Here is a 22,387-nt window from a genome sequence, read left to right on the forward strand (position 1 = left end):
GTATTTGATCTTGCTTGGTGGTACTTGCAGACCCTCCAACCCCATGTCGGGAGGTGACGGGGGCGGGGTGGTGCGGGAGGGTCATGCGGGGCAGCCGCAGGATTGGCGGTGTCGCAGGGTGGGAGGCAGCCGTACGGTCTCGGGCTCGCGATCGGAATCGGCGATACGCGCCAGCAGCAGTCTGACCGCATTGCGACCGATGTCCTCCACGGGCTGGGCCATCGTGGTCAGCGGTGGCTCGACCAGATCGGCCCACTCGGCGTCGTCGTACCCGACCACGGCGATGTCGCTACCCACCCGCAGACCACGCCGGCGTGCCTCGTGCAGGACCCCGACCATCATCGAGTCGTTCGCCACCACCACGGCCGTCGGCCGCTCGGGAGATTCCATCAACGCGCCGAACGCGGCCGTGCCACCGTCCCGAGAGGACTGTCCACAAGAGACTAAAGCCGGGTTCCACGTGCGGCCGCCCCTGCCGAGACCCAGGCGGTAGCCGAGTTTGCGTTCCTCGCTGGTGGTGAGTCCCGGCGCTCCGGAGATCAAACCGATCTGCCGATGACCCAGTGCGGCGAGGTGCTCGGTGAGCGCCGAGGTGGACTGGATGTTCTCCGCGCCAACCTGATCGACATCGCCGCGAGTCGCCACCCGGTCGACCAGCACGGTCGGCAGGCCCAGCGAGACGAGCTCCCCGATGACCGGGCCGTCGCCCGGGGCAGGGGTCAGCAGCAGTCCCTCCACCCGCCGCGCCCGCAGTGCCCGCACGGTCGCCTGTTCGGTTTCCACCGTGTCGTGGGTGTCGGCCAGCAGCACCGTGTACCCCGCCTCCGCGGCCTCTCGTTCGACCGCCTGCATCAGCACAGCGAAGTACGGGTTCGCGAGCAACGAGATCGCCACGCCGATCGACCGGGTGCCCCCGGTGACCAGGGAGCGGGCGATCACATCGCCCGTGTAACCCGTGGTCTCGATCGCCGAGAGGACCGCTGCCCTCGTCTCCGGAGCGACTGCTCTCGTCCCGTTGACCACATGTGAGACGGTGGTGATCGACACCCCGGCCAGCTCCGCGATATCGCGCTGGGTCGGTCTGGACGATCGTTGCGGCGGCACGGCAACCCCTGATTCTGTCGGCAATCGTTTGCGCAAACGCTTGCGCAGCACCCTATCGGTGTCTAACTTGCGGTTCATCCGGGATGGGGCCGCACCGATGGAGGACGGCTATGGCAGAGCGAGGGGCCGCGTCGAAGGACGCGACCCGATGATCCTGTTGGCCGGCCTGTGCACGATCGACCTGGTGCAACGAGTGGCGGAACTGCCGAGGCCAGGGCAGAAAGTGCAGTCCAGCTCGGTGGATGTCGCGGCGGGTGGACCCGCGACGAACGCCGCCGTCACCGTCGCCGCACTCGGCGAGCACGCCCGGCTGCTGACCGTGCTCGGCGCGCATCCGCTGGCCGAACTGGCCCGCGCCGACCTGTCCGAATGCGAGGTGGAGGTGGTGGACCTCGCGCCGGAGCATGCGGACCCACCCGCGGTAAGCGCGGTGGCCGTGCGCGACCACGACGGTGAGCGCACGGTCGTCTCCCACAACGCTGCCGCGGCCCCGCGCTTTCCCGGGAAAGTGCGGGTGGAGGACGCGCGCTTTCCCGGGAAAGTGCGATCGGTGCTGGTGGACGGGCACCACGGGGAGGTGGCGCTGGCCGTGGCCCGGTGGGCGCGTGAGCAGGGCGTGCCCGTGCTGCTCGACGCCGGGAGCTGGAAGCCGGTGCTGACCGAACTGTTGCCGATGGTGGACGTCGCGGCGTGCTCGGCGCACTTCCGTGCACCCGACGGCGTGCTCGACGATGTCCCGTACGTGATCACCACGGCCGGGCCGGATCCGGTGCGCTGGCGGTCGCTGTCGGAGCAGGGCGAGGTGCCGGTCCCCGCAGTGCACGCTCGTGACACCCTTGGCGCAGGCGACGTATGGCACGGTGCACTCGCGCACGCATGGGGCAGGCTGAGCCCGCGGCACGCGATCGAGTTCGCGAACGAGGTGGCCGCGGAGCGGGTGCGACATTCTGGAACACGAACCTGGGTAGGCCCGGTACGGGTCGGAATGGGAGAGAAATGACGTCCATCGATGAGCTGTTGACCAGGGCGCAAACGCTTGCGTCTACCGGAAAGCGCACCGTGCTCGGTATCACCGGCGCCCCGGCCTCCGGAAAGACGACGCTCGCCTGGCGGATCGCCGACGCGCTCGGCACCCGAGCCGTCGTCGTTGGCATGGACGGCTTCCACCTGGCCCAGGTCGAACTGGCCCGGCTGGGGCGCACCGACCGTAAGGGCGCGCCGGAAACCTTCGACGCGCACGGCTACGTGCACCTCGTCCGCAGGCTGAGCGAGGGCACCGAGCCGGTCTACGCGCCGGAATTCCGCAGGGAGATCGAGGAGCCGATCGCGGGCGCCGTTCCGGTGTCGCCCGAGGTGCAGGTGGTGATCACCGAGGGCAACTACCTGCTGCTCGACACCGAGCCATGGGATCAGCTGCGGGCCCTGCTGGACGAGGCGTGGTTCCTCGCCCCGAACGAGGACGAGCGGCTGGAACGCCTGGTCAGCAGGCACCGTTACTACGGTCGCTCGCTGGTCGAGGCCAAACAGCGTGCCCTCGGCTCCGACCAGCGCAATGCCGACCTCATCAAACCCACCGCCGCCAGGGCCGACCTCGTGGTGGAGGACATGCACCTGCAGAATTTCGCGGTGTGAGCCGAGCGGAGCGAGGCCGATCGACAGGGTGTGAGCCAACCGCGTAAAACGGCGGCCGAGGCTGGAACCGTACGGGTGAGCACCTTGCACGCCAAGCGGAGCGAGGCAGATTGAAGGAGTCCAGGTCGTGAGCGAAGCCGGGGTTCTCGTCGTCACGGGTGGGGCGCGCGGAATCGGCGCGGCCATCTGTGAGCTGGCTGCCGATCACGGGTACGACGTCGTGGTCAACTACGCCAGCGATCCCGCCGCGGCCGAGGCGGTCGCCGACCGCGTGCGGGTGAAGGGACGGCGTTGCGTCGCGATCCGCGCCGACGTAGCGAACGAGGACGAGGTGCTCGCCATGTTCGACACGGCCGTCGCGTTCGGTCCGCTCACCGGGTTGGTGAACAACGCCGCCATCACCGGCAACACCCCCGGCAGGCTCGACGAACAGGACGTCCGGACCGTCCGCGAGGTGCTCGACGTCAACGTGACCGGCACCTTCCTCTGCGCACGCGAAGCGGTGCGCCGCATGTCGACACGCTACGGCGGTGACGGCGGCACCATCGTGAACATCTCCTCCACAGCGGCCCGTACGGCCTCCGCGAACGAGTGGGTGCACTACGCGGCGAGCAAGGCCGCGGTCGAGACCCTGACCACCGGGCTCGCGCAGGAGGTGGCTCGCGAGGGAATCCGGGTCAACGCGGTCGCGCCGGGCACGGTCGAGACGGGCCTGCATGCGGCGGCCGGAATGCCGGACCGTCCGCAACGCGTCGCGCCGTCCATCCCACTCGGCAGGCCAGGGCTTCCCGCGGAGATCGCCGAGGCCGTGCTGTGGCTGCTTTCTGCCCGCTCGTCCTATGCGACCGGGACCGTGCTGACCGTCGGCGGAGGCCGCTGACACCAGTTGTCAACAGGCCCTGTGGACAACGAGGGCAGGTTGTCCACAGCTTGGGAATCGAATAACGATCACCGGAAGTTCACCGGATTCAGGTGACAGTGGGCCTGTGCAGGCACTTGGATAACGGCCCGAGTGGGGGTGAGAAAGGATGGCGGTCAGCATGGTGGCACTGATGTACGTGCATCATCTCGCCCTGACGGTTACCGATGTGGACCGAAGCGTGCCCTGGTACGAGCGGGTGCTCGACCTCAAGGAGGTCACCCGCCGCGAGGACGAGCGAACCGGCCTGCGCAAGGTGCTGTTGCGCGCACGGGGTGACCAGGACCCCGGCGTCGCGCTGGTCCTCGTGCAGCACCCGGATCCGACTCGTCCAGGACCGCCGCTCGGCGAGGACGGTGGTTCGCGCTGGGGAGCCGCGTTCGACGAGCGGCGCACCGGTCTCGACCACGTCGCCTTCACCGTCGGTTCCCGGACCGAACTACTGGAGTGGGAACAGCGCCTCGCCGACTACGGGGTCACCTACACCCCGGCCGCGCCGTCGCGCACCATGCCAGGGTCGGAGGCCGTGGTGTTCCGCGACCCGGACGGGATCCAGCTGGAGGTCTGGCTCGACTCGAAGTAGGCCGGTTCAGGCGCGCGCGGTGTCGGACTCCGAGTACTCCATCGGCTTGCGCATCTCCTGGCGGTAGCGCCAGAAGCCGTATCCGGTGCCGATGACGAAGAAGATGACGCTCGCCCAGACCAGCGCGGTCTTCAGCCACGGCACCACGTCGAGCAGGCCGGCGCCGTAGTACCCGAGCAGGACCAGTGTGGGCACCCAGAGCAGTCCGCCCGCGGCCGTGGCCAGCATGAACCGGCGTGGGTCCATCCGGGCGGCGCCCGCGATCAACGGCGCGAGCGTGCGCACCCAGGGAATCCAGCGTGCGGCGACGATGGCGAAGAAACCCTTGCGGTCGAGGAAGGATCTTGCCCGGTCGAGGTTCTGCCGGTTGAGTACCTTGCCGCCGCGGCGTGCGATGAACTTCGTCCCGGTGTGTTTACCGACGTAGTAGCCGACCTGGTTGCCGATGATCGCGACCACCAGCGCCGCGATCGACAGTCCCCACGCGTGCTTGTCCGCACCGTGCTGCGCGAGCACAACGCCGGCGCCGAACAGTAGTGAGTCGCCCGGCAGGAATAGGCCCACGATCAGGGCGCACTCGATGAACACGAAGCTGAGCACGATGACCCACACGAGCAGCGGACCAGCTGTATCCAGCCAGCCGAGCCCGAGACTGGCCGCTTCGGCCTGCACCACATTCACACCGCAGAGCGTACGTGCCATGCTCGCCACCCTGTCTGGGGAACGCACTAACGCTGCGGTTGTGGACAGACCGCAACCGGCTGGACGCGCTGGGTTGCCCCGGTGTCGCTGCCCTGCTCAAAGGTCGGGCAGGGTGTCTCCCCGCACGGCCTGAATGTCGATCTCGATCTTGACCGTGGTGCCGATCGCGGCCACCCCGGCCCGGACCATGGTGTTGTAGTCGATGGCGAAGTCGTTGCGCCGCAACAGCGTCTCCGCGTGGAACGCCGCACGCACGCCACCCCACGGATCCGGCCCGAAGCCGCCGTAGCGCAGGTCGAGTTCGATTTCCTTGCGTTGCCCGTGCAGGGTCAGCTCGCCCCGCAGCACCCAGGTGTCGGTGCCGGTCGCCCGCATTCCAGTGCTGACGAACTCGATCAGCGGATAGTCGTCCACGTCGAGGAAGTCCGGGGAGCGCAGGTGGTCGTCGCGCATCTTGATGCCGGTGTCGATCGCGGCCGCCTGGATCTGCGTCCGCACGGACGACTGCTCCACCGGGCGACCCACCTCGATCCGTCCGGCCAGCTCGCTGAACCTGGCCTTGATGCTGGCGATGCCGAGGTGCCGGGCGGTCGCCACGACCGAGGAGTGTGCCGGGTCGATCACCCATGGCCCCGCGGGCGGGAGCTTGACCGCCCCCGCCGCGGGTTCGAGGGTGACGTCGCCGAGCGAACCACTGCCGTCCGTCCCGATCTGCGCCGTCCTGGCGACCGGCAGGTACCCGGCCGCGGTCAGCACGGCGGTGTAGACGCCAGGGGGCAGTGGCTCGGTGAGCACCGCCCCCGTGGCGTCGGCGGGCACCCGCGCGACCTGCTTGCCGGTCATGTCGGTGACGGTCAGCGTCGCGTTCTCGACCGCGAAGCCCTCGCTGGTGCGGACCTGCACCCGTAGTCCGCCACCCATCAGCGCCCTGAGCCCGTCTGTGAACTCGATCCCGCACCGAGCCCGTCGAGGGCCTGTTCGTAGCCGAGCCGGACGTCGTGGGCGATCTCGCCGGAGGAGTCGGGTGCGAGTTCGACCTGGCTGGTCGCGGGCGGGTAGCCGCTGGCGACGACCGTGTACTCGCCCATCGGCAGGTCGCTCACCGAGTACCTGCCCTCGCCGTCGGTCTTGGTCACAGCCGCCACGTTGCCCTCGGCGTCGAGCACGGTGATCCGCGCGTCGGGTACCACCCGGTCGCCCTCGGTGCGGGCGACACCGGCCAGCGACACGGCGCCGGTCAGTTCGACGTCGTGGCGCAGCACGCCGCTGTCCGGCACGGTCAGCGTGACCGCCGCCGGACGGAGGCGCTCCCCGCTGGCCACCAGCGTGTAGGTCCCCGCGCTCACACCGTGGAAGGTGTAGGCCCCGTCGGTCTGCGTGATGCAGGCCCCGATGACCTCGCCCCGTTCGTCGGTAAGGGTGACTGTGGCCGAGGCCAGCGCCGTGCCGTGGTTGCCGAGGCGCACCACCCCGGTCACCTCGCCGGAGCCGGTCAGCGTGATCTCCACGTTCGCCGGGGATTCGCCGACCACCACGCTGGAGGCCTGCGGCTGGTGTCCGGTGGACGCGACGATCAGGACGTAGGTTCCCGGCCCTGGAGTGGGCACCGTGAACGCACCGTCGGAGTGCCCTGTGCCCCGCGAGACCTGGCGTCCGCGCTGGTCGATGAGGGTCAGCGCGGCCCCGGCCACCGAGGAACCGTCCTGGCGCCGGACGTGCCCGGCGATCGGCTGCCCGCCGGTTTCGGCAGGACTGCCGATCCCGGCCGAACCGTTGGTGATCGGCGCACTCGCGGCCTGGTACTCGCCGTGCCCGTTGCCATCGGCCCGCCAGTGCCTTCCGGCGGCGACGAGTTCACGTTCCGCTGTCTCGGACTGGATCTTCGCCTCGTCCTCGACGGTCACGGTGGCGGTGTCGGCTTCGCCTTCGAGCAGCGCCTCCCCGCCCTCGACCGGTGCCGACGCGGCGGCCGGGCCGCCGGCCAACGGGATCTCCTTCATGAACAGCAGCACCAGGAAGGCCAGCGCCGCCACACCGGCACCGATGTAGAACACCGTGCTGATCGACTCGGTGAAGCCGATGAAGAATGGCCGGGCCTGTTCGATCGGGAGGCTGTTGAGGAACGAGGAGTCCTCCATGATGTTGCCGCCCGCGCTGTTGATCGCACCGGGCGGGAAACCCGCGTCGGCGAAGGCGGTCCTGATGTTGTCGGTCAGCGTGCTGAACAGGATCGACAGGAACACCGCCACACCCAGGGTGCCGCCGATCTGCCGGAAGAACGTGGCGGACGCGGTGGAGACACCCATGTCCCTGCGCGGCCCGGCGTTCTGCACCGCGATGATCAGGGTCTGCATGCAGCCACCGAGCCCGAGGCCGATGACCAGCATGTACGTCAGCGGCTGCCAGATCGGCGAGTTCCACTCCACCTGGGCGAACATGAGCAGACCTGCCGACATCAGCGCGGTGCCGATGACCGGGAAGATCTTGTAGCGGCCGGTGCGCGAGGTGAGCTGACCCGAGATCACCGAGGCGGACATGATTCCCGCCATCAGCGGCAGCATCAGCAGACCCGACTCGGTCGGCGTGTAGCCCTGGACGATCTGCAGGTACTGCGGGACGAGCGTGATGGCGCCGAACATCGCGACACCGACGATGACGCCGCCGACGATCGCGACACTGAACGTGGAGTTGCGGAACAGCCGCAGTGGGATCAGCGCGGCGTCCTTCATCCGGTTCTCGATGAACAGGAAGAGCAGCAGCCCGAACGCGCCGATGGCGTAGCAGGCGATGGCGCGGTCGGAGTTCCAGCCCCACTGGCGGCCCTGCTCGGCGATCAGCAGCAGCGGCACCAGGGTGATCACCAGCGCCAGAGCGCCCCACCAGTCGATCTTGTGGGTGTGTCGCTCGTGCGGGACGTTGAGCACCTTGGCGACGACGAACAGCGCGATGGCGCCGAGCGGCACGTTCACCAGGAAGACCCAGCGCCAGCCCGCGATGCCGGCGAACGAGTCCAGTCCGGCGAAGAAGCCACCGAGCACCGGGCCGAGCACCGTGGAAGTGCCGAACACGGCGAGGAAGTAGCCCTGGTACTTGGCCCGCTGCCGGGCCGGGACGACGTCCCCGAGAATGGTCAGGGCCAGCGACATCAGGCCACCTGCGCCGAGGCCCTGGATGGCCCGGAACGCGGCCAGCTGATACATCGACTGCGCGAATGTGGCGGCGATGGACCCGGCCACGAAGATCGTGATGGCCGCCAGATAGAACGGTTTGCGCCCGTAGATGTCGGACAGCTTGCCGTAGAGCGGAGTCGCGATCGTCGCGGTGATCAAGTACGCGGTGGTGATCCACGCCTGCAGGCTCAGCCCGTCCAGGTCGTCGGCGATGGTGCGGATCGACGTTCCGACGATGGTCTGGTCCAGCGCCGCGAGGAACATCCCCGTCATCAGGCCGATCAGGATGACGACGATCTGCCGGTGCGTCAGGTTCGGCTCGGCGACGTCGTCCTGTGGTGCCGCCGGTGACCCTTCGGCGGTGGTGCTCATACGTTGTCCCCCTGCTTCTGGTTCGTTTGCTGTGCCGCGGCGCCCTCGACGAGATACGGCGCGGTGTCCTCGATGCCGGTGTTGAGGCGGTCGAACAGGGCGTTGAGCGTTGCCCTGTCCTCCTCCGGCCAGTCGGCGACGACCCGGGCCAGCCAGTGGTTGCGCTGTCTGCGGTTCTCCTCGAACACCCGCATGCCCTCGTCGGTCACGGCGAGCAGACAGGCCCGTCCGTCCTCGGGGTCAGCGGTCCGCTCGACCAGGCCGTGCTGGACGAGCGAACTGCTCTGCCTGCTGATGGTGGAGATGTCGGAGTGCAGCGATTCGGCGAGCTTGCTGGTGCGCTGTGGCCCGTCCTGCACCAGGCAGAACAGGAGGGCATAGGCGGCACGTTCGATGCCGTCCGGGCCGTGCTTCGCGACCTGCGACTTGGCGCGCGTGATGAGCCGCATGAAGCGGACGAGCTGGCGGCCGAGCTCGTCGGCGTTGGCCAGCTCGGCATCGGTGGGCTGGTACGCGGGCGCGTCGGCCTGCGTCGCGGAAGTAGTCATGGCGGGTCTTTCGCAGAGAAATGTCTTATTTGACGGCTACAACTAGTTGCTTAAGGCAAGGATGTCCCCAGCGGAGATGGTTGTGCAAGTCAAATAACCCGGTTTGTGGCCGATACCACGTTAGTTGTCACACGCAAGTGTTATGGCGAGGTCGTGCAGAGTTCCGGCAGCCGATGGTGTCCGGACAACCGGGGCAGTAAGGGAGTCTCAGGGTCGGTTTTCCGGGTCTTGGCCAGGGCTTTTCCCGAAGCGGTACGCCCAGCGCGGCTGGTCTCCTCGTGAGGTGAAAACGAACCCCGCATGGCCCCGGCGCGTCTGGCGCCGGCGCGGCCCCTTCGGCAAACTCGTCCTGCTTCTGGTGCTCGCCCTCGTGCCCGTCGGTGTCTTCTTCGCCGGGGCGTTCGGCCTCAACTACCTCAACTCGAAAATCAGCAACGTCGGTGAGCTGGCGTTCGAGAACCCGGTGGACGTTCCACCGGTGCTGGAACCACGGGTGGACTCCGACGGTCGTAAGCATTTCGACCTGCGTCTGCAGACCGGTCGCAGCGAACTCCTGCCGGGCCGCAGTACCGAGACCTGGGGCGTGAACGGCGCCTACCTCGGCCCGACGATCCGCGCTCGGACCGGCGACGACGTCACGATGCACGTTCGCAACGACCTGCCCGAGGCGTCGTCGCTGCACTGGCACGGCATGCGCCTGCCGGCGAAGATGGACGGCGGGCCGCATCAGGAGGTCGCCCCCGGCGACACCTGGTCTCCACACTGGACGGTCAAACAGCCTGCGGCGAGCCTCTGGTATCACCCGCATCCGCATGGGAAGACGGCGAAACACGTCTACCGTGGGGTGTCCGGGATGTTCCTGATCGACGACGAGGAGTCGGACGAACTCGGTCTGCCCGACGAATACGGTGTGGACGACATCCCGCTCGTAATCCAGGACAAGAAGTTCACCGAGGACGGCGCATTGGACCCCGGTGAGATGTCTGCTTTGGACGAGGCTGTCTCGGGCAGTACCGGCATTCTCGGCGACACGATCCTGGTCAACGGCACGTACGATCCGCACTTCCAGGCATCGCGCACCCTGACCCGGTTTCGGGTGCTCAACGGCTCGCCCGCCCGCATCTACAACCTCGGCTTCGATGACGGCCGTAGCTTCCAGGTCGTCGGCACCGACAGCGGTCTGCTGCCCGCCCCACAGGAGCGTGAGCGTGTCGTGGTGTCGCCGGGGGAGCGGGTGGAACTGGTGGTACGGCTGGAACCGGGTGATTCTCCTGTTCTGCGCAGCTTCCCCGGCGGCGTCGGCGCGGGTTTTCCACAGGACCGGTTCGCGGGTGACGACGACACGCTGGACCTCATCCAGCTACGTGCCCCGGCGACCCTCGAGCCCAGCCAGGACATCCCGGAGACGCTCGCGGAGGGCGAGCGACTTACGGCGCCGCCGGACGCGCGGGTGCGCGAGTTCAAACTCGGCGGAACCAGCCGCATCAACGGCGAGCGGATGGACATGGCGCGTATCGACGAGGTGGTGCCCGCGGGCGCCGTCGAGATCTGGGAGGTGCGCGGGGGCGGGAGCCCGCACAGCTTCCACATCCACGACGTCGCGTTCCGCATCCTGGATATCGACGGCGAACCGCCGCCCGCCTGGCTGGCCGGGCGCAAGGACACCGTGTACCTGCAGCCGGGCAAACGGTTCAGGCTCGTGGTGGAGTTCGGCACGGACGCCGATCCCGAGGTGCCGTACATGTATCACTGCCACCTGCTCTATCACGAGGACAACGGCATGATGGGCCAGTTCGTGATCGTCGAGCCCGGCCGGGAGGACGAGGTGCCGCGCACACTCGACATGGCCGGGCATCACCACGGCTGATCTCAGCCCCGCCAGCGCATGCGGATCGAACCGAGTAGCTCGCCCTTGCCCGCCGAGGTGGCGCCCGTTCGCCACACCGCGACCACCCAGGTGCCGGGGTGTGCGCGGGCGCGGGCGAGGTAGTCCTCGGCGCAGGCGTGGGTGTAGCGGGCGAACCACTGCTCACGGGTGACGCCCTTGTACTTCAGCGTCCACCCGGCATCTTCCACCAGTTCGGTGTGCTCGTGCAGGCGGTGTCCTTTCGCGAGTTCGCGGCGGTACTCGATGCGGTGCCAGTAGTCCCAGGTCGGCATTGGATCGAGGATGCGAACGGAAACCAGGGCGGGATCGGCGTTGCGGAATTCCGCTGTGGACCTTCCGCGCGGATGATTGCGAGCACACCGTGTATCGGGAGGTGACCGGTGAGTGAGCAGCAGTCCCCGCCGTTTCGACGCCGACGGCTCGGCCGGACGCTGCGTGACCTGCGCGAGTCGGCCCGCATGTCCCCGGCGGAGGTCTGCGCGCGCCTGGAGTTCTCGCCCGCCCGGCTGAGCCGGATGGAGAACGGGCAGACCGCGCCGGACATCGTGATCGTGAAGAGCCTGCTGGACGAGTACGGCATCCCGGTCAACGACTGGGAGCCCTACCTGGAACTGGCGCGGGAGGCGAAGCAGAAGGGCTGGTGGCAGGCACACGGCCTGCCCGCGATGGGATATGTCGCCCTGGAGGCAGCGGCGAATTCGGTGTGGGATTTCGCTTTGGCGTATGTGCCCGGCCTGCTCCAGAGCAGGGGATACGTGGAAGCTGTTCTCCGTGCGTCGACTCTGCGGCGGACCGAGCAGCAGGTACAAGACCAGATCGCAGTAAGAATGCGCCGTCAGCATCGGCTGTTGAGTGAGGATGGCGGGCTAGAACTGATCGCTGTCGTGGACGAGGGTGTGCTCCATCGGACGGTCGGCGGACTTGAGGTGATGCGCGATCAGTTGCGGCACATCACCAATCTGGCAGCAACGCCCACAGTCACAGTGCACGTCGTACCTTCCACGGTAGGAGTACATGTCGGCATGGAGGGTGCCTTCACTGTCCTGGCGTTTCCTGAGGCCGACGATCCTGATATCGCCTACCTCGAACACGTGACCGGAGCACTTCAACTGGAGAAGAAGGACGAGGTTCGCGCTTGTAGACTTACGTTCGAATTGTTGCGGAACCAAGCACTCGACCCAACCGATTCGATTGGGTTGATCAAGCGGTTGGCGCAGGAGATGTAGTTCGACCAAGCGAGGCGATGCCGTTGTCCAGGCCCTGGCACGTGGGCGCGCGGTGGCGCAGCAGTAGCTACAGCGGTCACGGAAACGACGGCAACTGCGTCGAGGTCGCCTACCCCGGCCCCACGGTCGCCATCCGCGACTCCAAGTCCCCCACGAACGGCACCCTCGTCCTCCCGCCCGCAGCCTGGTCGCACTTTCTCGCCGAAGTGTCGTCCCCCAGCGCCTAGTCGGCCTAGCTCTGCCCAATATTGCCCAACTTGGGTTCTGCACTCGGCTTCGCCAATGCCCGCCTCGTTGCCAGCACCACAAGGCTTATAAGTCGTTCCGCTGCGGGAATTCGTTGGCGAGTTCGTGTGTTGAGTGAGCCATGGCACAGGATCAGGCGCTCCACGACCTCCTCGCCTCACGCATGCTCAGCGTGCTGGTGACGCTCAAGCGGGACGGGCGGCCGCAGCTGTCCAACGTCCTGCACCACTACGACCGCGACGCGGGCGTCATCCGCGTTTCGCTCACCGACAGCCGGGCGAAGACCAAGAACGCGCGCCGCGATCCGCGCGTCAGCCTGCACGTCTCCAGTGCGGAAGGCTGGTCCTACGCGGTCGCCGAAGGCACCGCAGAGCTGTCGGAGGTCGCCCGCGACCCACAGGACGCGGCGGTCGAGGAACTCGTGCAGCTCTACCGTGACCTGCAGGGCGAGCACCCGGACTGGGACGAGTACCGCGCCGCGATGGTCGCCGAAGGCAGGCTGGTGCTGCGCCTGCACGTCGAGCGCGTCTACGGCGCGGCGGGCTGACGCACGCTGCCTACTCGCGGAACGCCAGGCCTCTTGCTGTCAGTTCCTCGCGCAGGATTCTGATCGCCTTCGGGCCGACGCCGTGCAGTGCAAGGAGGTCGGCCTCCCTGGCCTCGGTGAGTTGGGTCAGTCGAATGAGCCCGGCATCGGTCAGCGCTCGTGTCGCGGGCTGACCTATCGCCCTCGGAAGTTCGTCGTTCTGTTCGCCACTCGCCATGTAACTCCTCCGGTTCGCACGCGGGGCCATGATCGCAGGTTCGGCGAGCCGTTGTGGCTCGCCGAACCGGAACGGTCTCAGCGCACCGTGCGGAAGAACTCTCGTACATCGCCGGTGAGCAGGTCGGGTGTCTCCATCGCCGGGAAGTGCCCGCCGCGGTCGAACTCCGTCCAGCGCGCGACCTGCTTGTCCGGGTCGAGCACGCTGCGGATGCTGGTGTCGGTCGCGAACACCGCGACCGCCTGTGGCTGCGCGGGAGCCGGTGGCGCGCTGCTCTCGTCCGCGTTGGCGTACAGCTCGCGATAGGCCTGCATGCCCTCGTAGACCGTGTGCGCCGACGAAGCCCCGCTCCCGGTGAACCAGTACAGGCTGACCGTCGTCAGCAGGAAGTCCCGATCGACGGTGCCGTCCGGCCCCTTGATCGCCGGGTCCACCCACTGCTCGAACTTCTCCGCGATCCAGGCCAGTTGCCCGATCGGTGAGTCGTTCAGCGAGTAGGCCAGTGTTTGCGGCCGTGTCGCCTGCAGGTGGAGGTAACCCATGCCGTCGGTCCGCATCTCGTTGAATCGCTTCGCCCGCTCGGTGTCCGATTCGGACAGCCCGGCCGTGTCCAGCGGTGGGCCGAACGGGTAAGACGCGGGTCCGTTGATGTGGGTGGCGACCACGCGATGCGGCGCGACCATCCCCAGCAACATCGTCACACCCCCGCCGACATCACCACCCTGGGCCGCGAACCGCTCGTAACCGAGCCGGGTCATCAGTTCCGCGAACGCGTTCGCCACCCGGAACAGGTTGCCCCAGCCCGCCTCCTCGACGGGCGTGGAGAAACCGAATCCCGGCAGCGAGGGAATCACCACGTGGAAGGCGTCCGCCGGATCGCCGCCGTGGGCCTTCGGGTCGGTCAACGGGCCGATCATCTCCAGGAAGTCCGCAAAGGAACCCGGCCAGCCGTGGGTGAGAACCAATGGCAGCGCGTCCGGTTCAGGCGAGCGGACATGCAGGAAATGGATGTCCAGCCCGTCGATGTTGGTGACGTACTGGGGGAACTCGTTGAGTCGGCGTTCCTGTGCCCGCCAGTCGAAGTCATCGGCCCAGTACTCGGCCAGCTCCCTGAGGTAGTTCAGCGGTACCCCACGCTCCCAACCGGTGCCGGAGATCTGCCGAGGCCAGCGAGCGCCTGCCAGCCTGGCGTGCAGGTCGTCGAGCTCGGCCTGCGGAATGTCGATGCGGAAGGGGCGGATTTCCGTGTTGGTTTCCATGCCGGGAACGTTAGGAGCGAAACAGGCACGTTCAGTTCCTGTTTCCGGGGACACTCGAAAGATGGCCGACACTCCACAGCGCTTGCTGCGCCTGCTCGCCCTGCTGCAGACCCCGAAGGACTGGACCGGGCCCGAGCTGGCCGGGCGCCTCGAGGTGACCGTTCGCACCATCCGTAACGACGTGGAGCGGCTGCGCGAACTCGGCTATCCCGTGCACGGGTTGCGGGGCGTGACCGGTGGTTACCGCCTCGGCGCGGGCGCCGCCCTGCCACCGCTGCTCCTGGACGACGACGAGGCGGTCGCGGTCGCCGTCGGGCTGCGTCTCGGCACCGGGCAGGGTGCGGTTACCGGCATCGAAGAGACCTCGCTGCGCGCGCTGGCCAAGCTGGAACGGATGCTGCCCGCGCGTCTGCGCAGGCGGGTCAACAGCCTGCGGACCTACCTGGTGCCCCTTCCCGGCACCGGTCCGACGGTCGACGCGGGCGCGCTCACCGCCATGGTCGCGGCGGCCCGCGACCACGAGCGCCTGCGCTTCGACTACACCGGGCACGACGGCACCGAGACCAACCGCGACGTCGAACCGCACCGGCTCGTGCACGCCCGTGGCCGCTGGTATCTGGTCGCCTGGGACGTGGGCCGCGCGGACTGGCGCACCTTCCGAGCCGACCGGATCCGCCTGCGGATCCCGAACGGCCCTCGATTCGTGCTTCGCGAGGACCCCGGTGGCGACGTCGCGGACTACGTCAGCCGGGGTCTCGCCACCGCGCCATGGCAGTTGCGCGCGCGGATCACGGTTCACGCGCCCGCGGCGGTGGTCCGGCAGAAGGTGCCCTCCGTCGTATCGGTGGAAGTGGTGGACGAGAACACCTGCGTCATCACCGCGGGCTCGGATTCACCACAGTTCCTCGTGCACTACCTCGTCCAGCTCGACGCCGACTTCGAGGTCACCGAGCCGGCCGAGCTCGTCGAGTACGTCAGGAAACTGGCACGCCGCTTCCAGCGTGCGACGCCCTAGCCGCCGAGCCGGTCCAGCACCTGGTCGAGATTCCGGACGATCGTGTCGCTGGTGTCCCCGACGGCGGCCCGCAGGTAGAGGGCGTCGCCGACAGCCGCGATCAGCTCGGCCGTCAACGGGTCGGGCACGTGCTCGGCCAGCAGGGCGCGCCAGGACTCCATGATCGAGCGCATCGCGGCATCGACCCGCGGTTCGTTGCCCGCCATGCGGATCGTCGCCAGGGTCGCCTTGTGCAGCGGCTCGTTCTTGGTGACATCGCTGACCGAGGACCGCAGGTAGTAGTGCACAACGCCGTCCGGCGCCTGCTTCGCCTGTTCCATGTCGGCCTCGTTCAGCCGCTTGATCCGCTCCAGCAGCCCGTCGAGCAGGGCTTCCTTCGAGCCGAAGTGGTAGAGCAGGCCGCCTTTTGACACCCCGGCTTCGCCGGCGACGCCATCGAGCGTCACGGCTGCGTGGCCGTGGTCGACCAGCACGTTCTCGTAGGCGTCCAGGATCCGGTCACGGGACGAGGGCTTGGGCATGGATTTGACTATACCGTCTGGACGGTTTACTTTCGAATCGGGCGGTAACTGTACCGTCCAGACTGTTTACTTCAGGAGTGGATCGTGAGTCAGGGGGATCGCAAGCAGTGGGTCGCGCTCGGCGTGCTGGTGTTGCCGGTGCTGTTGATCAGCGTGGACATGACGGTGCTGGGCTTCGCCCTGCCCTATCTCAGTGAGGACCTCTCGCCGACCGGTGCGCAGCAGCTCTGGATCGTCGACATCTATTCGTTCATGCTCGCCGGGCTGCTGGTGCTGATGGGCACACTCGGCGACCGGGTCGGCAGGCGGAAGCTGCTGTTGGCCGGTGCGGTCGCCTTCGGTCTCGCTTCGGTGCTCGCGGCGTTCTCCACCAGCGCGTTCATGCTCATCCTGGCTCGCGCGCTGCTTGGCGTCGGCGGTGCGACATTGATGCCGTCCACGCTGTCGCTGATCCGCAGCATCTTCCTCGACGCGCAACAGCGGCGGATCGCGATCGCGGTCTGGAGTGCGGGCTTCTCCGGGGGGATGGCGCTCGGACCGGTCGTCGGCGGCTGGCTGCTGGAGCACTTCTGGTGGGGTTCGGTCTTCCTGATCAACGTGCCGGTGATGGTGCTGCTGCTGATCCTCGGACCGTTGTTGTTGCCCGAGGCGCGCGACCCGAAGCCGGGCCGGTTCGACCCGTTTTCGGCGCTGCTGTCGATGGCCACCGCGCTACCGGTGGTGTACGGCATCAAGTCCGCCGCCGAGGAGGGGCTTTCGATCACCGCACTGGCCGCGATCGCCGTGGGCGTCGGTGCCGGTGCGCTGTTCCTGCGCCGCCAGCGCAGGCTGCCCGACCCGATGATCGACCTCACGCTGTTCGCCAACCGGCGCTTCAGCGTCTCGCTCGTGACGAACGTCCTCGGGGTGTTCGCCATGGTCGGCCTGCTCTTCCTGGTGCCGCAGTACCTGCAGCTCGTGCTGGGCCTCCGGCCGATGACGGCAGCACTGTGGATGCTGCCAGCCACGATCGCGGGAGTGATCGGCGCGCTGACGGCTGCCCGGCTGGCCAGGTGGTTGCCGCTGCCGTCGCTGATCGGCGGCGGACTGTTGCTCTCGGCGGCCGGGTATCTCCTGCTCGCGACAATCGGCACGGACTCCGGGCTGGCCGCGCTCGTGGCCGGGTTCGTTCTGGTTGGCGGCGGTATCGCGGTTGCGGAGACGCTGACCAACGACCTCATCATCGCGGCCGCTCCGCCGGAGCGTGCCGGTGCCGCGTCGGCACTGTCCGAGACCGGATACGAACTCGGCGGTGCGCTCGGTATCGCCGTACTCGGCACCATCGCCACCGCGATCTACCGGGGCGGTATCCCAGCGGATGCGCCCGAGGCCGCGCGGGAGACCCTCGGTGGCGCGGCCGCGGTCGCAACGCAGCTGCCGCCGGGAGAGGCGGCGGGCCTGCTCCGCAGCGCGCAGGAGGCGTTCGTGCAGGGCCTGCACGTGACCGCGTACGCGGGTGCGGCGCTACTGCTCTACGCCGGGTTCCAGGCGATGATCCTGCTGCGTAACCGCAACCGGAAGGCAGTGGTGACCGCGCCTCTGCCATCCTAGGAAGGTCGGAATTCCTGCTCGTGCACACGAAACGTAGGCCATGGCGAAGTCAGTCAGCACTCACCTGCTCAACGCCGTTCGCGGCGGGCTCATCGGTACCGCGGAAGTGGTTCCCGGCGTCAGCGGCGGCACCGTCGCGCTGGTCGTCGGCATCTATGACGACCTGATCATCTCCGCCGGGCACCTGGTCAGTGGTGTCCGGATGGCGGCGACCGACCTGCCCCGAAAGCGTGGGAACGCGCGGGCGGCGGCCGAGTTCGGCAAGGTGCGCTGGGCCCTGGTGCTGGCCGTCCTCGCGGGCATGGCCATCGCGGTGCTGACCGCGGCGCGACTGGTCTCGCCGCTGGTGAAGGAGCACCCGGAGCCGTCCTACGCGGTCTTCTTCGGGCTGGTCCTGGCCTCGCTGTGGGTGCCGTTCCGTGGCTCCGGCCGGCGGTGGACGCCGGTGAACTACCTGCTGGCCCTGGTTGTCGCGGCCGCCGCCTTCGTGGTCACCGGACTGCCGGCCGCCGAGGTGGACCCAAACCCCGTGCTGGTCGCCTTCGCCGCCGCGCTCGCGGTGTGCGCTCTGGTGCTGCCGGGTGTCTCCGGTTCGTTCCTGCTGCTGACGTTCGGGCTCTACACCGTCACGATGGACGCGCTCAATGAGCGTGACCTCGGCTACATCGGCACGTTCGCCCTTGGGGCGATCTTCGGTCTCGCGTTCTTCGTGAAGCTGCTGCAGTGGCTGCTGGAGCACCACCACCACACCACCCTGGTCGTGATGACCGGTCTGCTTGCCGGATCGCTGCGGGCGTTGTGGCCGTGGCAGGACGAGGGCCGCAACCTGCAGGCGCCCGCCGACAACGCACCGATGATCTTCGGGCTGATGGCGCTCGGGTTCGTCGTGGTCGTGGTCGCGATCCTGATCGAGCGCAGGGCGCACGCACGCCGCGTCTCGGAGGCCGACGACAACGAAACGACAGCGGTCATCAAGCTCTGACAGCGTGTCTGAGACTTGCGGGTTGCGAGATCATGGTGATCCGTGGAACTCGGCTGACGAAGTCTCGATCGCGGAACCGAGTTCTCAGACAGGCGCTGACTTCACGCCCGGCATGGTTACGGTGGAGACATGAGCAACTGGCACCGTGAGCGAGTCGGGCACGGCACTGAGCGATGTGCAGCCCGCCGGCGAGTGAGGCAAGAGACATGAGCAATGATGCCCTGCTGACCAGACTTCGCGACGAGCTCGGCAGGGAGGCCGTGCTCACCGACACCGACGTCACCGGAAGCTACTCGCGCGACATGATGCCGCTGGCGCCCTCCGGGACACCGCTGGCGGTGGTGCTTCCGCGCGACGTCGCCGGGGTGCAGGCGGTCGTGCGGGCGTGTGCCGAGGCGAAGGTGCCGATCGTTCCGCGTGGCGCGGGCAGCGGGCTCTCCGGCGCGGCGAACGCGATCGACGGCTGTGTCGTGCTGGTGCTGACGAAGCTCAACGAGATCGTCGAGATCGACGCGGGTAACCGGCTCGCCGTGGTGCAGCCGGGCGTGGTGAACCTCGACTTCCGCGACGCGGTCGAGAAGCACGGGCTGTTCTATCCGCCGGATCCCTCCAGCTACGACTGGTGCACGATCGGCGGGAACCTCTCCACCAACGCCGGTGGCCTCTGCTGTGTGAAGTACGGGGTCACCACCGACTCGGTGCTCGGGCTCGAGGTCGTGCTCGCCGACGGCTCACTGCTGCACACCGGGCGGCGCACGGTGAAGGGTGTCGCGGGCTACGACCTGGCGCGACTGTTCGTCGGCAGCGAGGGCACGCTCGGAATCATCACCCAGGCCACCGTGGCGCTGAAGCCGTTGCCCCAGGCCCCGGCCACGCTCGTGGCGGGGTTCAGCAGCACCGCCGCCGCTGGTGAGGCCGTCGCCAGGGTGGTACGCGAGGGCCTGGTGCCGTCGTTGATGGAGATCATGGACGCGGCGTCGATCAAGGCATCGGAGACCTACCTCAAGACCGACATCGGAGCCGGTTCGGACTGTCAGGCACTGCTGCTGTGCCAATCGGACGCCGGTGGCGAGGTCGCGCGGCGGGAGATGGCCGCGCTGGAGCAGATCTGCAACGACTGCGGCGCGGACATGGCCTACGCGACCGACGACCTGGCCGAGGGCAACATGCTGCTGCAGGCGCGGCGGGTGGTGCTGACGGCGCTGGAGCTCTACGGCACCTGGCTCACCGACGACGTGTGCGTGCCGCGCACCCGAATCGCCGAGCTGATCGCGGGCTGCCAGCGGATCAGTGAGGAGGTCGGCCTGCGGATCGCGGTCGTCGGGCACGCCGGGGACGGCAACATGCACCCGACGATCGTCTACGACCCCACTTCCGCGGACGAGTTCGCCCGCGCGCAGCGAGCGTTCGACGACATCCTCGAGGTCGGCATGGCGCTCGGCGGCACGGTGACCGGGGAACACGGCGTCGGCAAGATCAAGCGGGAGTGGCTGGAGCGCGAGATCGGCCCGGTCGGACTCCGCGTGCACCAGCAGATCAAGGCCGCTCTCGACCCGGAGAACCTCTTCAACCCCGGCTCGATGTTCGCCATGCCGTGACCGTTCCGGTAGTGCCATTCCTGCGGGATCGGCGCCGGGTTTTGCGGGCCAGGCTGGCGCGGAGGTCGCGCGTGTCTGTCGTCGTCACGTTGTTCACCCTGTACCGGCTACAGCAGCGTGAGCAGGCCGACCACTGATCCGGCAGCGAGGCCGAGCAGCACGGCCAGCAGCAGGATCCAGCGGGCCGCCAGTGGCGCGGGTGGTCGCGGCTCCATCTCCTTGGCTGGCAACTGATGCTCGACGGTGACCGGTTCGTCCTCCTGGCCGGCACTCGGACCAGCCAGGTCGTCGAGTGCGGCGCGTTCGCGCTCCAGTGAACTGGCGCCCGTTCCCGAGAGCAGCCCATAACCGTGCGGCAGTCCGTCGTCGGCCTGTTCCCCGGTGGCCGGGCGCTGCTGTTCGGCCCGTGCTGTCGCCGCATCCGGTGGCCGTGGAGGGGATGGGGCCGCCCTCGCCTGGGCGCGCAGGGCCTCGGCCAGCAGGCGCTCGGGATCGGAATCGGCGGGCTCGCTCATCAGGCTCAGGGTATCGCCCGGGCTGGCGAGACTCAGCCGAGTAGGCCGGACCGCCGCCAGACTCGCTCTGTCGACCCGCCGATGAGGCCCGCTTCGGACAGAAAGGTGACCACCCGTTCGGCCCCGTGTCGCTTCACCTCACGATGGTGCGGATTGGCCCAGGCCTGCGCGCGGGCCTGGCGCGGGTCGAGCCCGGCCCGCCGATACTGCGCGGACCGGGTCAGCGAGGTCGCCAGCAGCATCGCGCCCTGGGCGGCCACGTACCTGGCGAATTCGCGCTCCACCCGGCGACTCGTCTCCAGCGTCCGCAGCAGGTCCTCCCTGGCGTACCGCACATGCCGTGCTTCCTCGGTGACGTGGATTCGCATCACAGCACGCACGATCGGTTGCAGGCTCTCGTCGCGCATGGTGTCGCGCTGCAGGACGTCGAAGACCTCCTCACCCATCAACGTGGCGGCCCACATCGACGGTCCGCGCAGCACGAACGGGAGCGTATGCCCGATCAGATACCAGCGTGGATGCTGCCGATACGGCCGGCCGCCCGCCTTCGTGATGAGCTTGGCGAACATCGTCGAATGCCTGCACTCCTCGGCCACCTCGGTATAGGCGTACTGGACGTGTTCGGACGTCGGATCACCGCGATAGGCCAGTCGCATCAGCAACTGCATGAGGATGGTCTCGAACCAGATGCCAACACTGACGGTATTGATCATTTCCTGCTTGGAAAGTTCGAGGCGCTGCCGCTGGCTCATTCCGGCCCACAGTTCGGTGCCGTAGAGCGTGACCAGTTGCTCTGGCACGAAGAACTTGTCGGGATGCAGGGGCGCTGCCCAGTCGATATCGACATCGGGGTCGTAGAACTGCCTGGCCGAGGAGGTCTGCAGGCGTTGCGCGGTGACCTCGCGCCCTGGTGGGGTCCGTGCGGTGTGACTGGCCATGGGCCGTTCCTCTCGCCGGCTGTCCCCAAAGATTAGAACGGCCATTGAAAGAATGGAACCTCAAATGGTTTTGCCTTCCTCCTGGCTCAGCAGCGGGCCGAAGCGGCGGGCCAGCCAGTCCGACAGTTCCCGGCTCATCGACTGGGCCAGCGCCGCCGACACCGCCGACTGAGCCTGTGGCCGCAGCCGTTTGGCCTGCTCGGTGAGTTCGGGAACCTCCGCGACGCTCGGTGTCCAGCCCGCGTCGGTGGAAGGCAACACGTGGTCGTCGACCAGGCGCAGGAACAGCGCGGCCAGTTCGTCGGTATGCCGGAGCACCTGCTCGGCGATGTCCAGCACCGTCGGCATCGGCACCCCGGCGGCGAGCAACTCGCGACCGGCCTGCAACAGCCGAGGGCTACGGACCAGGATCGTGGCTCCCTGACGTTCGAAGATTCCCAGCTTGAAGGCACGTTCCAGGGCGGAGGCGTCGCCGTGGCCGCCGAATTCAGCGGCGAGTTCGGCGAGTGTGAGCTGCGCTGGAACCTCGTCGGTCCACGGCTGCGTGAGTACCTCTTCGAGCCCGAGCAGGTCACCGAGATCGCGCCCGGCCTCCCAGGCGGAGATCATCTCGTGGATCTGCGCGAAGGTGTAGCCGCGGTCGAGCAGGCCGAGCACCAGGCGCAGCCGCGCGAGGTGGGCCTCGGTGTAGACGGCGATACGCCCGCGCCGGGCGGGCGCCGGAAGCAGGCCACGATCCTGGTAGACGCGGACGTTGCCGACGGTGGTGCCCGCCAGGCGGGCGAGGTCGTCGACCCGGTATTCGGACATCAGCG

General features: G+C 68.1%; 24 protein-coding genes. 12 read left to right on the forward strand and 12 right to left on the reverse strand.

Annotation, left to right across the window (positions count from 1 at the left end):
* Window positions 1–81 precede the first annotated feature (81 nt).
* On the reverse strand, window positions 82–1,104 hold the full coding sequence (locus D0C15_RS16185) for a LacI family DNA-binding transcriptional regulator (RefSeq protein WP_116046082.1): 1,023 nt from the start codon (window positions 1,102–1,104) through the stop codon (window positions 82–84).
* 148 nt (window positions 1,105–1,252) lie between these two features.
* On the opposite strand from D0C15_RS16185, the gene D0C15_RS16190 reads away from it, so the two are divergent.
* The 4 genes from D0C15_RS16190 (at window position 1,253) to D0C15_RS16205 (ending at window position 4,238) form a co-directional block, all read left to right on the forward strand.
* Entirely contained in the window at window positions 1,253–2,104 is an 852-nt protein-coding gene (locus D0C15_RS16190; protein WP_116046084.1) for a PfkB family carbohydrate kinase, read from the forward strand.
* On the forward strand, window positions 2,101–2,736 hold the full coding sequence (locus D0C15_RS16195; protein WP_116046087.1) for a nucleoside/nucleotide kinase family protein: 636 nt from the start codon (window positions 2,101–2,103) through the stop codon (window positions 2,734–2,736). The genes D0C15_RS16190 and D0C15_RS16195 overlap by 4 nt, the downstream gene beginning before the upstream one ends.
* A gap of 127 nt (window positions 2,737–2,863) precedes the next feature.
* Window positions 2,864–3,616, forward strand: coding sequence for an SDR family oxidoreductase (locus D0C15_RS16200; RefSeq protein ID WP_116046090.1), 753 nt, complete (start codon window positions 2,864–2,866; stop codon window positions 3,614–3,616).
* A gap of 160 nt (window positions 3,617–3,776) precedes the next feature.
* Window positions 3,777–4,238: a VOC family protein gene (locus D0C15_RS16205; RefSeq protein WP_116046093.1), complete on the forward strand. Its 462-nt coding sequence runs from the start codon at window positions 3,777–3,779 to the stop codon at window positions 4,236–4,238.
* Between the two features lie 6 nt (window positions 4,239–4,244).
* Here the strand turns inward: D0C15_RS16205 and D0C15_RS16210 are convergent, their stop codons facing one another.
* The 4 genes from D0C15_RS16210 to D0C15_RS16225 form a co-directional block, all read right to left on the reverse strand.
* Window positions 4,245–4,940: a DedA family protein gene (locus D0C15_RS16210; protein ID WP_162830099.1), complete on the reverse strand. Its 696-nt coding sequence runs from the start codon at window positions 4,938–4,940 to the stop codon at window positions 4,245–4,247.
* Between the two features lie 96 nt (window positions 4,941–5,036).
* On the reverse strand, window positions 5,037–5,861 hold the full coding sequence (locus D0C15_RS16215) for a YceI family protein (protein WP_116046096.1): 825 nt from the start codon (window positions 5,859–5,861) through the stop codon (window positions 5,037–5,039).
* Window positions 5,861–8,482: an MFS transporter gene (locus tag D0C15_RS16220; RefSeq protein WP_116046099.1), complete on the reverse strand. Its 2,622-nt coding sequence runs from the start codon at window positions 8,480–8,482 to the stop codon at window positions 5,861–5,863. Before D0C15_RS16220 ends, D0C15_RS16215 begins: the two co-directional genes overlap by 1 nt.
* Window positions 8,479–9,030 carry a MarR family winged helix-turn-helix transcriptional regulator gene (locus tag D0C15_RS16225; protein ID WP_116046102.1) on the reverse strand — a complete coding sequence of 184 codons (552 nt, stop codon included), beginning with the start codon at window positions 9,028–9,030 and terminating at the stop codon, window positions 8,479–8,481. Before D0C15_RS16225 ends, D0C15_RS16220 begins: the two co-directional genes overlap by 4 nt.
* Window positions 9,031–9,313: 283 nt before the next feature.
* On the opposite strand from D0C15_RS16225, the gene D0C15_RS16230 reads away from it, so the two are divergent.
* Window positions 9,314–10,897, forward strand: a complete 1,584-nt coding sequence (locus D0C15_RS16230; protein ID WP_245975867.1) for a multicopper oxidase family protein — start codon at window positions 9,314–9,316, stop codon at window positions 10,895–10,897.
* Between the two features lie 2 nt (window positions 10,898–10,899).
* On the opposite strand, the gene D0C15_RS16235 is transcribed toward D0C15_RS16230, so the two are convergent.
* Window positions 10,900–11,190, reverse strand: a complete 291-nt coding sequence (locus D0C15_RS16235; RefSeq protein WP_116046107.1) for a hypothetical protein — start codon at window positions 11,188–11,190, stop codon at window positions 10,900–10,902.
* Window positions 11,191–11,298: 108 nt separating this feature from the next.
* Between D0C15_RS16235 and D0C15_RS16240 the strand changes: the two genes are divergently transcribed.
* The 3 genes from D0C15_RS16240 (at window position 11,299) to D0C15_RS16250 (ending at window position 12,937) form a co-directional block, all read left to right on the forward strand.
* On the forward strand, window positions 11,299–12,144 hold the full coding sequence (locus D0C15_RS16240) for a helix-turn-helix domain-containing protein (RefSeq protein ID WP_116046109.1): 846 nt from the start codon (window positions 11,299–11,301) through the stop codon (window positions 12,142–12,144).
* Window positions 12,145–12,161: 17 nt separating this feature from the next.
* Complete coding sequence (locus D0C15_RS16245) at window positions 12,162–12,371, forward strand: DUF397 domain-containing protein (RefSeq protein WP_116046112.1); 210 nt, start codon at window positions 12,162–12,164, stop codon at window positions 12,369–12,371.
* Window positions 12,372–12,511: 140 nt separating this feature from the next.
* Window positions 12,512–12,937, forward strand: coding sequence for a PPOX class F420-dependent oxidoreductase (locus D0C15_RS16250; RefSeq protein ID WP_116046114.1), 426 nt, complete (start codon window positions 12,512–12,514; stop codon window positions 12,935–12,937).
* Window positions 12,938–12,947: 10 nt separating this feature from the next.
* Here D0C15_RS16250 and D0C15_RS16255 read toward each other — a convergent pair whose 3' ends face one another.
* Together D0C15_RS16255 and D0C15_RS16260 are read right to left on the reverse strand one after the other, a co-directional pair.
* Window positions 12,948–13,154 carry a helix-hairpin-helix domain-containing protein gene (locus tag D0C15_RS16255; protein WP_116046117.1) on the reverse strand — a complete coding sequence of 69 codons (207 nt, stop codon included), beginning with the start codon at window positions 13,152–13,154 and terminating at the stop codon, window positions 12,948–12,950.
* Window positions 13,155–13,231: 77 nt separating this feature from the next.
* Window positions 13,232–14,413, reverse strand: a complete 1,182-nt coding sequence (locus D0C15_RS16260) for an epoxide hydrolase family protein (RefSeq protein ID WP_116046119.1) — start codon at window positions 14,411–14,413, stop codon at window positions 13,232–13,234.
* A 61-nt stretch (window positions 14,414–14,474) separates the two neighbouring features.
* Here D0C15_RS16260 and D0C15_RS16265 point away from each other — a divergent pair, with 61 nt between their 5' ends.
* Complete coding sequence (locus D0C15_RS16265; RefSeq protein WP_116046121.1) at window positions 14,475–15,428, forward strand: helix-turn-helix transcriptional regulator; 954 nt, start codon at window positions 14,475–14,477, stop codon at window positions 15,426–15,428.
* Here the strand turns inward: D0C15_RS16265 and D0C15_RS16270 are convergent.
* A complete protein-coding gene (locus D0C15_RS16270) occupies window positions 15,425–15,949 on the reverse strand; it encodes a TetR/AcrR family transcriptional regulator (RefSeq protein ID WP_116046124.1) in 525 nt (174 codons plus the stop codon). The genes D0C15_RS16265 and D0C15_RS16270 overlap by 4 nt on opposite strands.
* An 84-nt stretch (window positions 15,950–16,033) precedes the next feature.
* Here D0C15_RS16270 and D0C15_RS16275 point away from each other — a divergent pair, with 84 nt between their 5' ends.
* The 3 genes from D0C15_RS16275 (at window position 16,034) to D0C15_RS16285 (ending at window position 20,119) form a co-directional block, all read left to right on the forward strand.
* Window positions 16,034–17,539, forward strand: a complete 1,506-nt coding sequence (locus tag D0C15_RS16275) for an MFS transporter (protein WP_245975869.1) — start codon at window positions 16,034–16,036, stop codon at window positions 17,537–17,539.
* A gap of 40 nt (window positions 17,540–17,579) precedes the next feature.
* Window positions 17,580–18,521 (forward strand): DUF368 domain-containing protein, encoded by a 942-nt coding sequence (locus tag D0C15_RS16280; protein WP_116046128.1) that lies wholly within the window; start codon window positions 17,580–17,582, stop codon window positions 18,519–18,521.
* 206 nt (window positions 18,522–18,727) lie between these two features.
* Window positions 18,728–20,119, forward strand: coding sequence for an FAD-binding oxidoreductase (locus D0C15_RS16285; RefSeq protein ID WP_116046131.1), 1,392 nt, complete (start codon window positions 18,728–18,730; stop codon window positions 20,117–20,119).
* A gap of 107 nt (window positions 20,120–20,226) precedes the next feature.
* Here the strand turns inward: D0C15_RS16285 and D0C15_RS16290 are convergent, their stop codons facing one another.
* Genes D0C15_RS16290 through D0C15_RS16300 form a run of 3 tightly spaced genes read right to left on the reverse strand, consistent with a single transcriptional unit; the run spans window position 20,227 to window position 22,382 of the window.
* A complete protein-coding gene (locus D0C15_RS16290; RefSeq protein ID WP_116046133.1) occupies window positions 20,227–20,634 on the reverse strand; it encodes a hypothetical protein in 408 nt (135 codons plus the stop codon).
* 32 nt (window positions 20,635–20,666) lie between these two features.
* Window positions 20,667–21,572, reverse strand: coding sequence for an AurF N-oxygenase family protein (locus D0C15_RS16295; protein ID WP_116046135.1), 906 nt, complete (start codon window positions 21,570–21,572; stop codon window positions 20,667–20,669).
* A gap of 60 nt (window positions 21,573–21,632) precedes the next feature.
* Window positions 21,633–22,382 carry a MerR family transcriptional regulator gene (locus D0C15_RS16300; protein WP_116046138.1) on the reverse strand — a complete coding sequence of 250 codons (750 nt, stop codon included), beginning with the start codon at window positions 22,380–22,382 and terminating at the stop codon, window positions 21,633–21,635.
* Window positions 22,383–22,387 lie beyond the last annotated feature (5 nt).

Origin of the sequence: Amycolatopsis palatopharyngis, from assembly GCF_003385185.1 — a bacterium.
Lineage (GTDB): Bacteria > Actinomycetota > Actinomycetes > Mycobacteriales > Pseudonocardiaceae > Amycolatopsis > Amycolatopsis palatopharyngis.

What these genes read in the sequence shown, in the direction of transcription:
- D0C15_RS16190 (WP_116046084.1), top strand. Translation starts at nt 1,253, where the DNA reads ATGATCCTGTTGGCCGGCCTGTGCACGATCGACCTGGTGCAACGAGTG.
- D0C15_RS16195 (WP_116046087.1), top strand. Translation starts at nt 2,101, where the DNA reads ATGACGTCCATCGATGAGCTGTTGACCAGGGCGCAAACGCTTGCGTCT.
- D0C15_RS16205 (WP_116046093.1), top strand. Translation starts at nt 3,777, where the DNA reads ATGGTGGCACTGATGTACGTGCATCATCTCGCCCTGACGGTTACCGAT.
- D0C15_RS16210 (WP_162830099.1), bottom strand. Translation starts at nt 4,940, where the DNA reads ATGGCACGTACGCTCTGCGGTGTGAATGTGGTGCAGGCCGAAGCGGCC.
- D0C15_RS16215 (WP_116046096.1), bottom strand. Translation starts at nt 5,861, where the DNA reads ATGGGTGGCGGACTACGGGTGCAGGTCCGCACCAGCGAGGGCTTCGCG.
- D0C15_RS16220 (WP_116046099.1), bottom strand. Translation starts at nt 8,482, where the DNA reads ATGAGCACCACCGCCGAAGGGTCACCGGCGGCACCACAGGACGACGTC.
- D0C15_RS16225 (WP_116046102.1), bottom strand. Translation starts at nt 9,030, where the DNA reads ATGACTACTTCCGCGACGCAGGCCGACGCGCCCGCGTACCAGCCCACC.
- D0C15_RS16235 (WP_116046107.1), bottom strand. Translation starts at nt 11,190, where the DNA reads ATGCCGACCTGGGACTACTGGCACCGCATCGAGTACCGCCGCGAACTC.
- D0C15_RS16245 (WP_116046112.1), top strand. Translation starts at nt 12,162, where the DNA reads ATGCCGTTGTCCAGGCCCTGGCACGTGGGCGCGCGGTGGCGCAGCAGT.
- D0C15_RS16250 (WP_116046114.1), top strand. Translation starts at nt 12,512, where the DNA reads ATGGCACAGGATCAGGCGCTCCACGACCTCCTCGCCTCACGCATGCTC.
- D0C15_RS16255 (WP_116046117.1), bottom strand. Translation starts at nt 13,154, where the DNA reads ATGGCGAGTGGCGAACAGAACGACGAACTTCCGAGGGCGATAGGTCAG.
- D0C15_RS16260 (WP_116046119.1), bottom strand. Translation starts at nt 14,413, where the DNA reads ATGGAAACCAACACGGAAATCCGCCCCTTCCGCATCGACATTCCGCAG.
- D0C15_RS16265 (WP_116046121.1), top strand. Translation starts at nt 14,475, where the DNA reads ATGGCCGACACTCCACAGCGCTTGCTGCGCCTGCTCGCCCTGCTGCAG.
- D0C15_RS16270 (WP_116046124.1), bottom strand. Translation starts at nt 15,949, where the DNA reads ATGCCCAAGCCCTCGTCCCGTGACCGGATCCTGGACGCCTACGAGAAC.
- D0C15_RS16280 (WP_116046128.1), top strand. Translation starts at nt 17,580, where the DNA reads ATGGCGAAGTCAGTCAGCACTCACCTGCTCAACGCCGTTCGCGGCGGG.
- D0C15_RS16285 (WP_116046131.1), top strand. Translation starts at nt 18,728, where the DNA reads ATGAGCAATGATGCCCTGCTGACCAGACTTCGCGACGAGCTCGGCAGG.
- D0C15_RS16290 (WP_116046133.1), bottom strand. Translation starts at nt 20,634, where the DNA reads ATGAGCGAGCCCGCCGATTCCGATCCCGAGCGCCTGCTGGCCGAGGCC.
- D0C15_RS16295 (WP_116046135.1), bottom strand. Translation starts at nt 21,572, where the DNA reads ATGGCCAGTCACACCGCACGGACCCCACCAGGGCGCGAGGTCACCGCG.
- D0C15_RS16300 (WP_116046138.1), bottom strand. Translation starts at nt 22,382, where the DNA reads ATGTCCGAATACCGGGTCGACGACCTCGCCCGCCTGGCGGGCACCACC.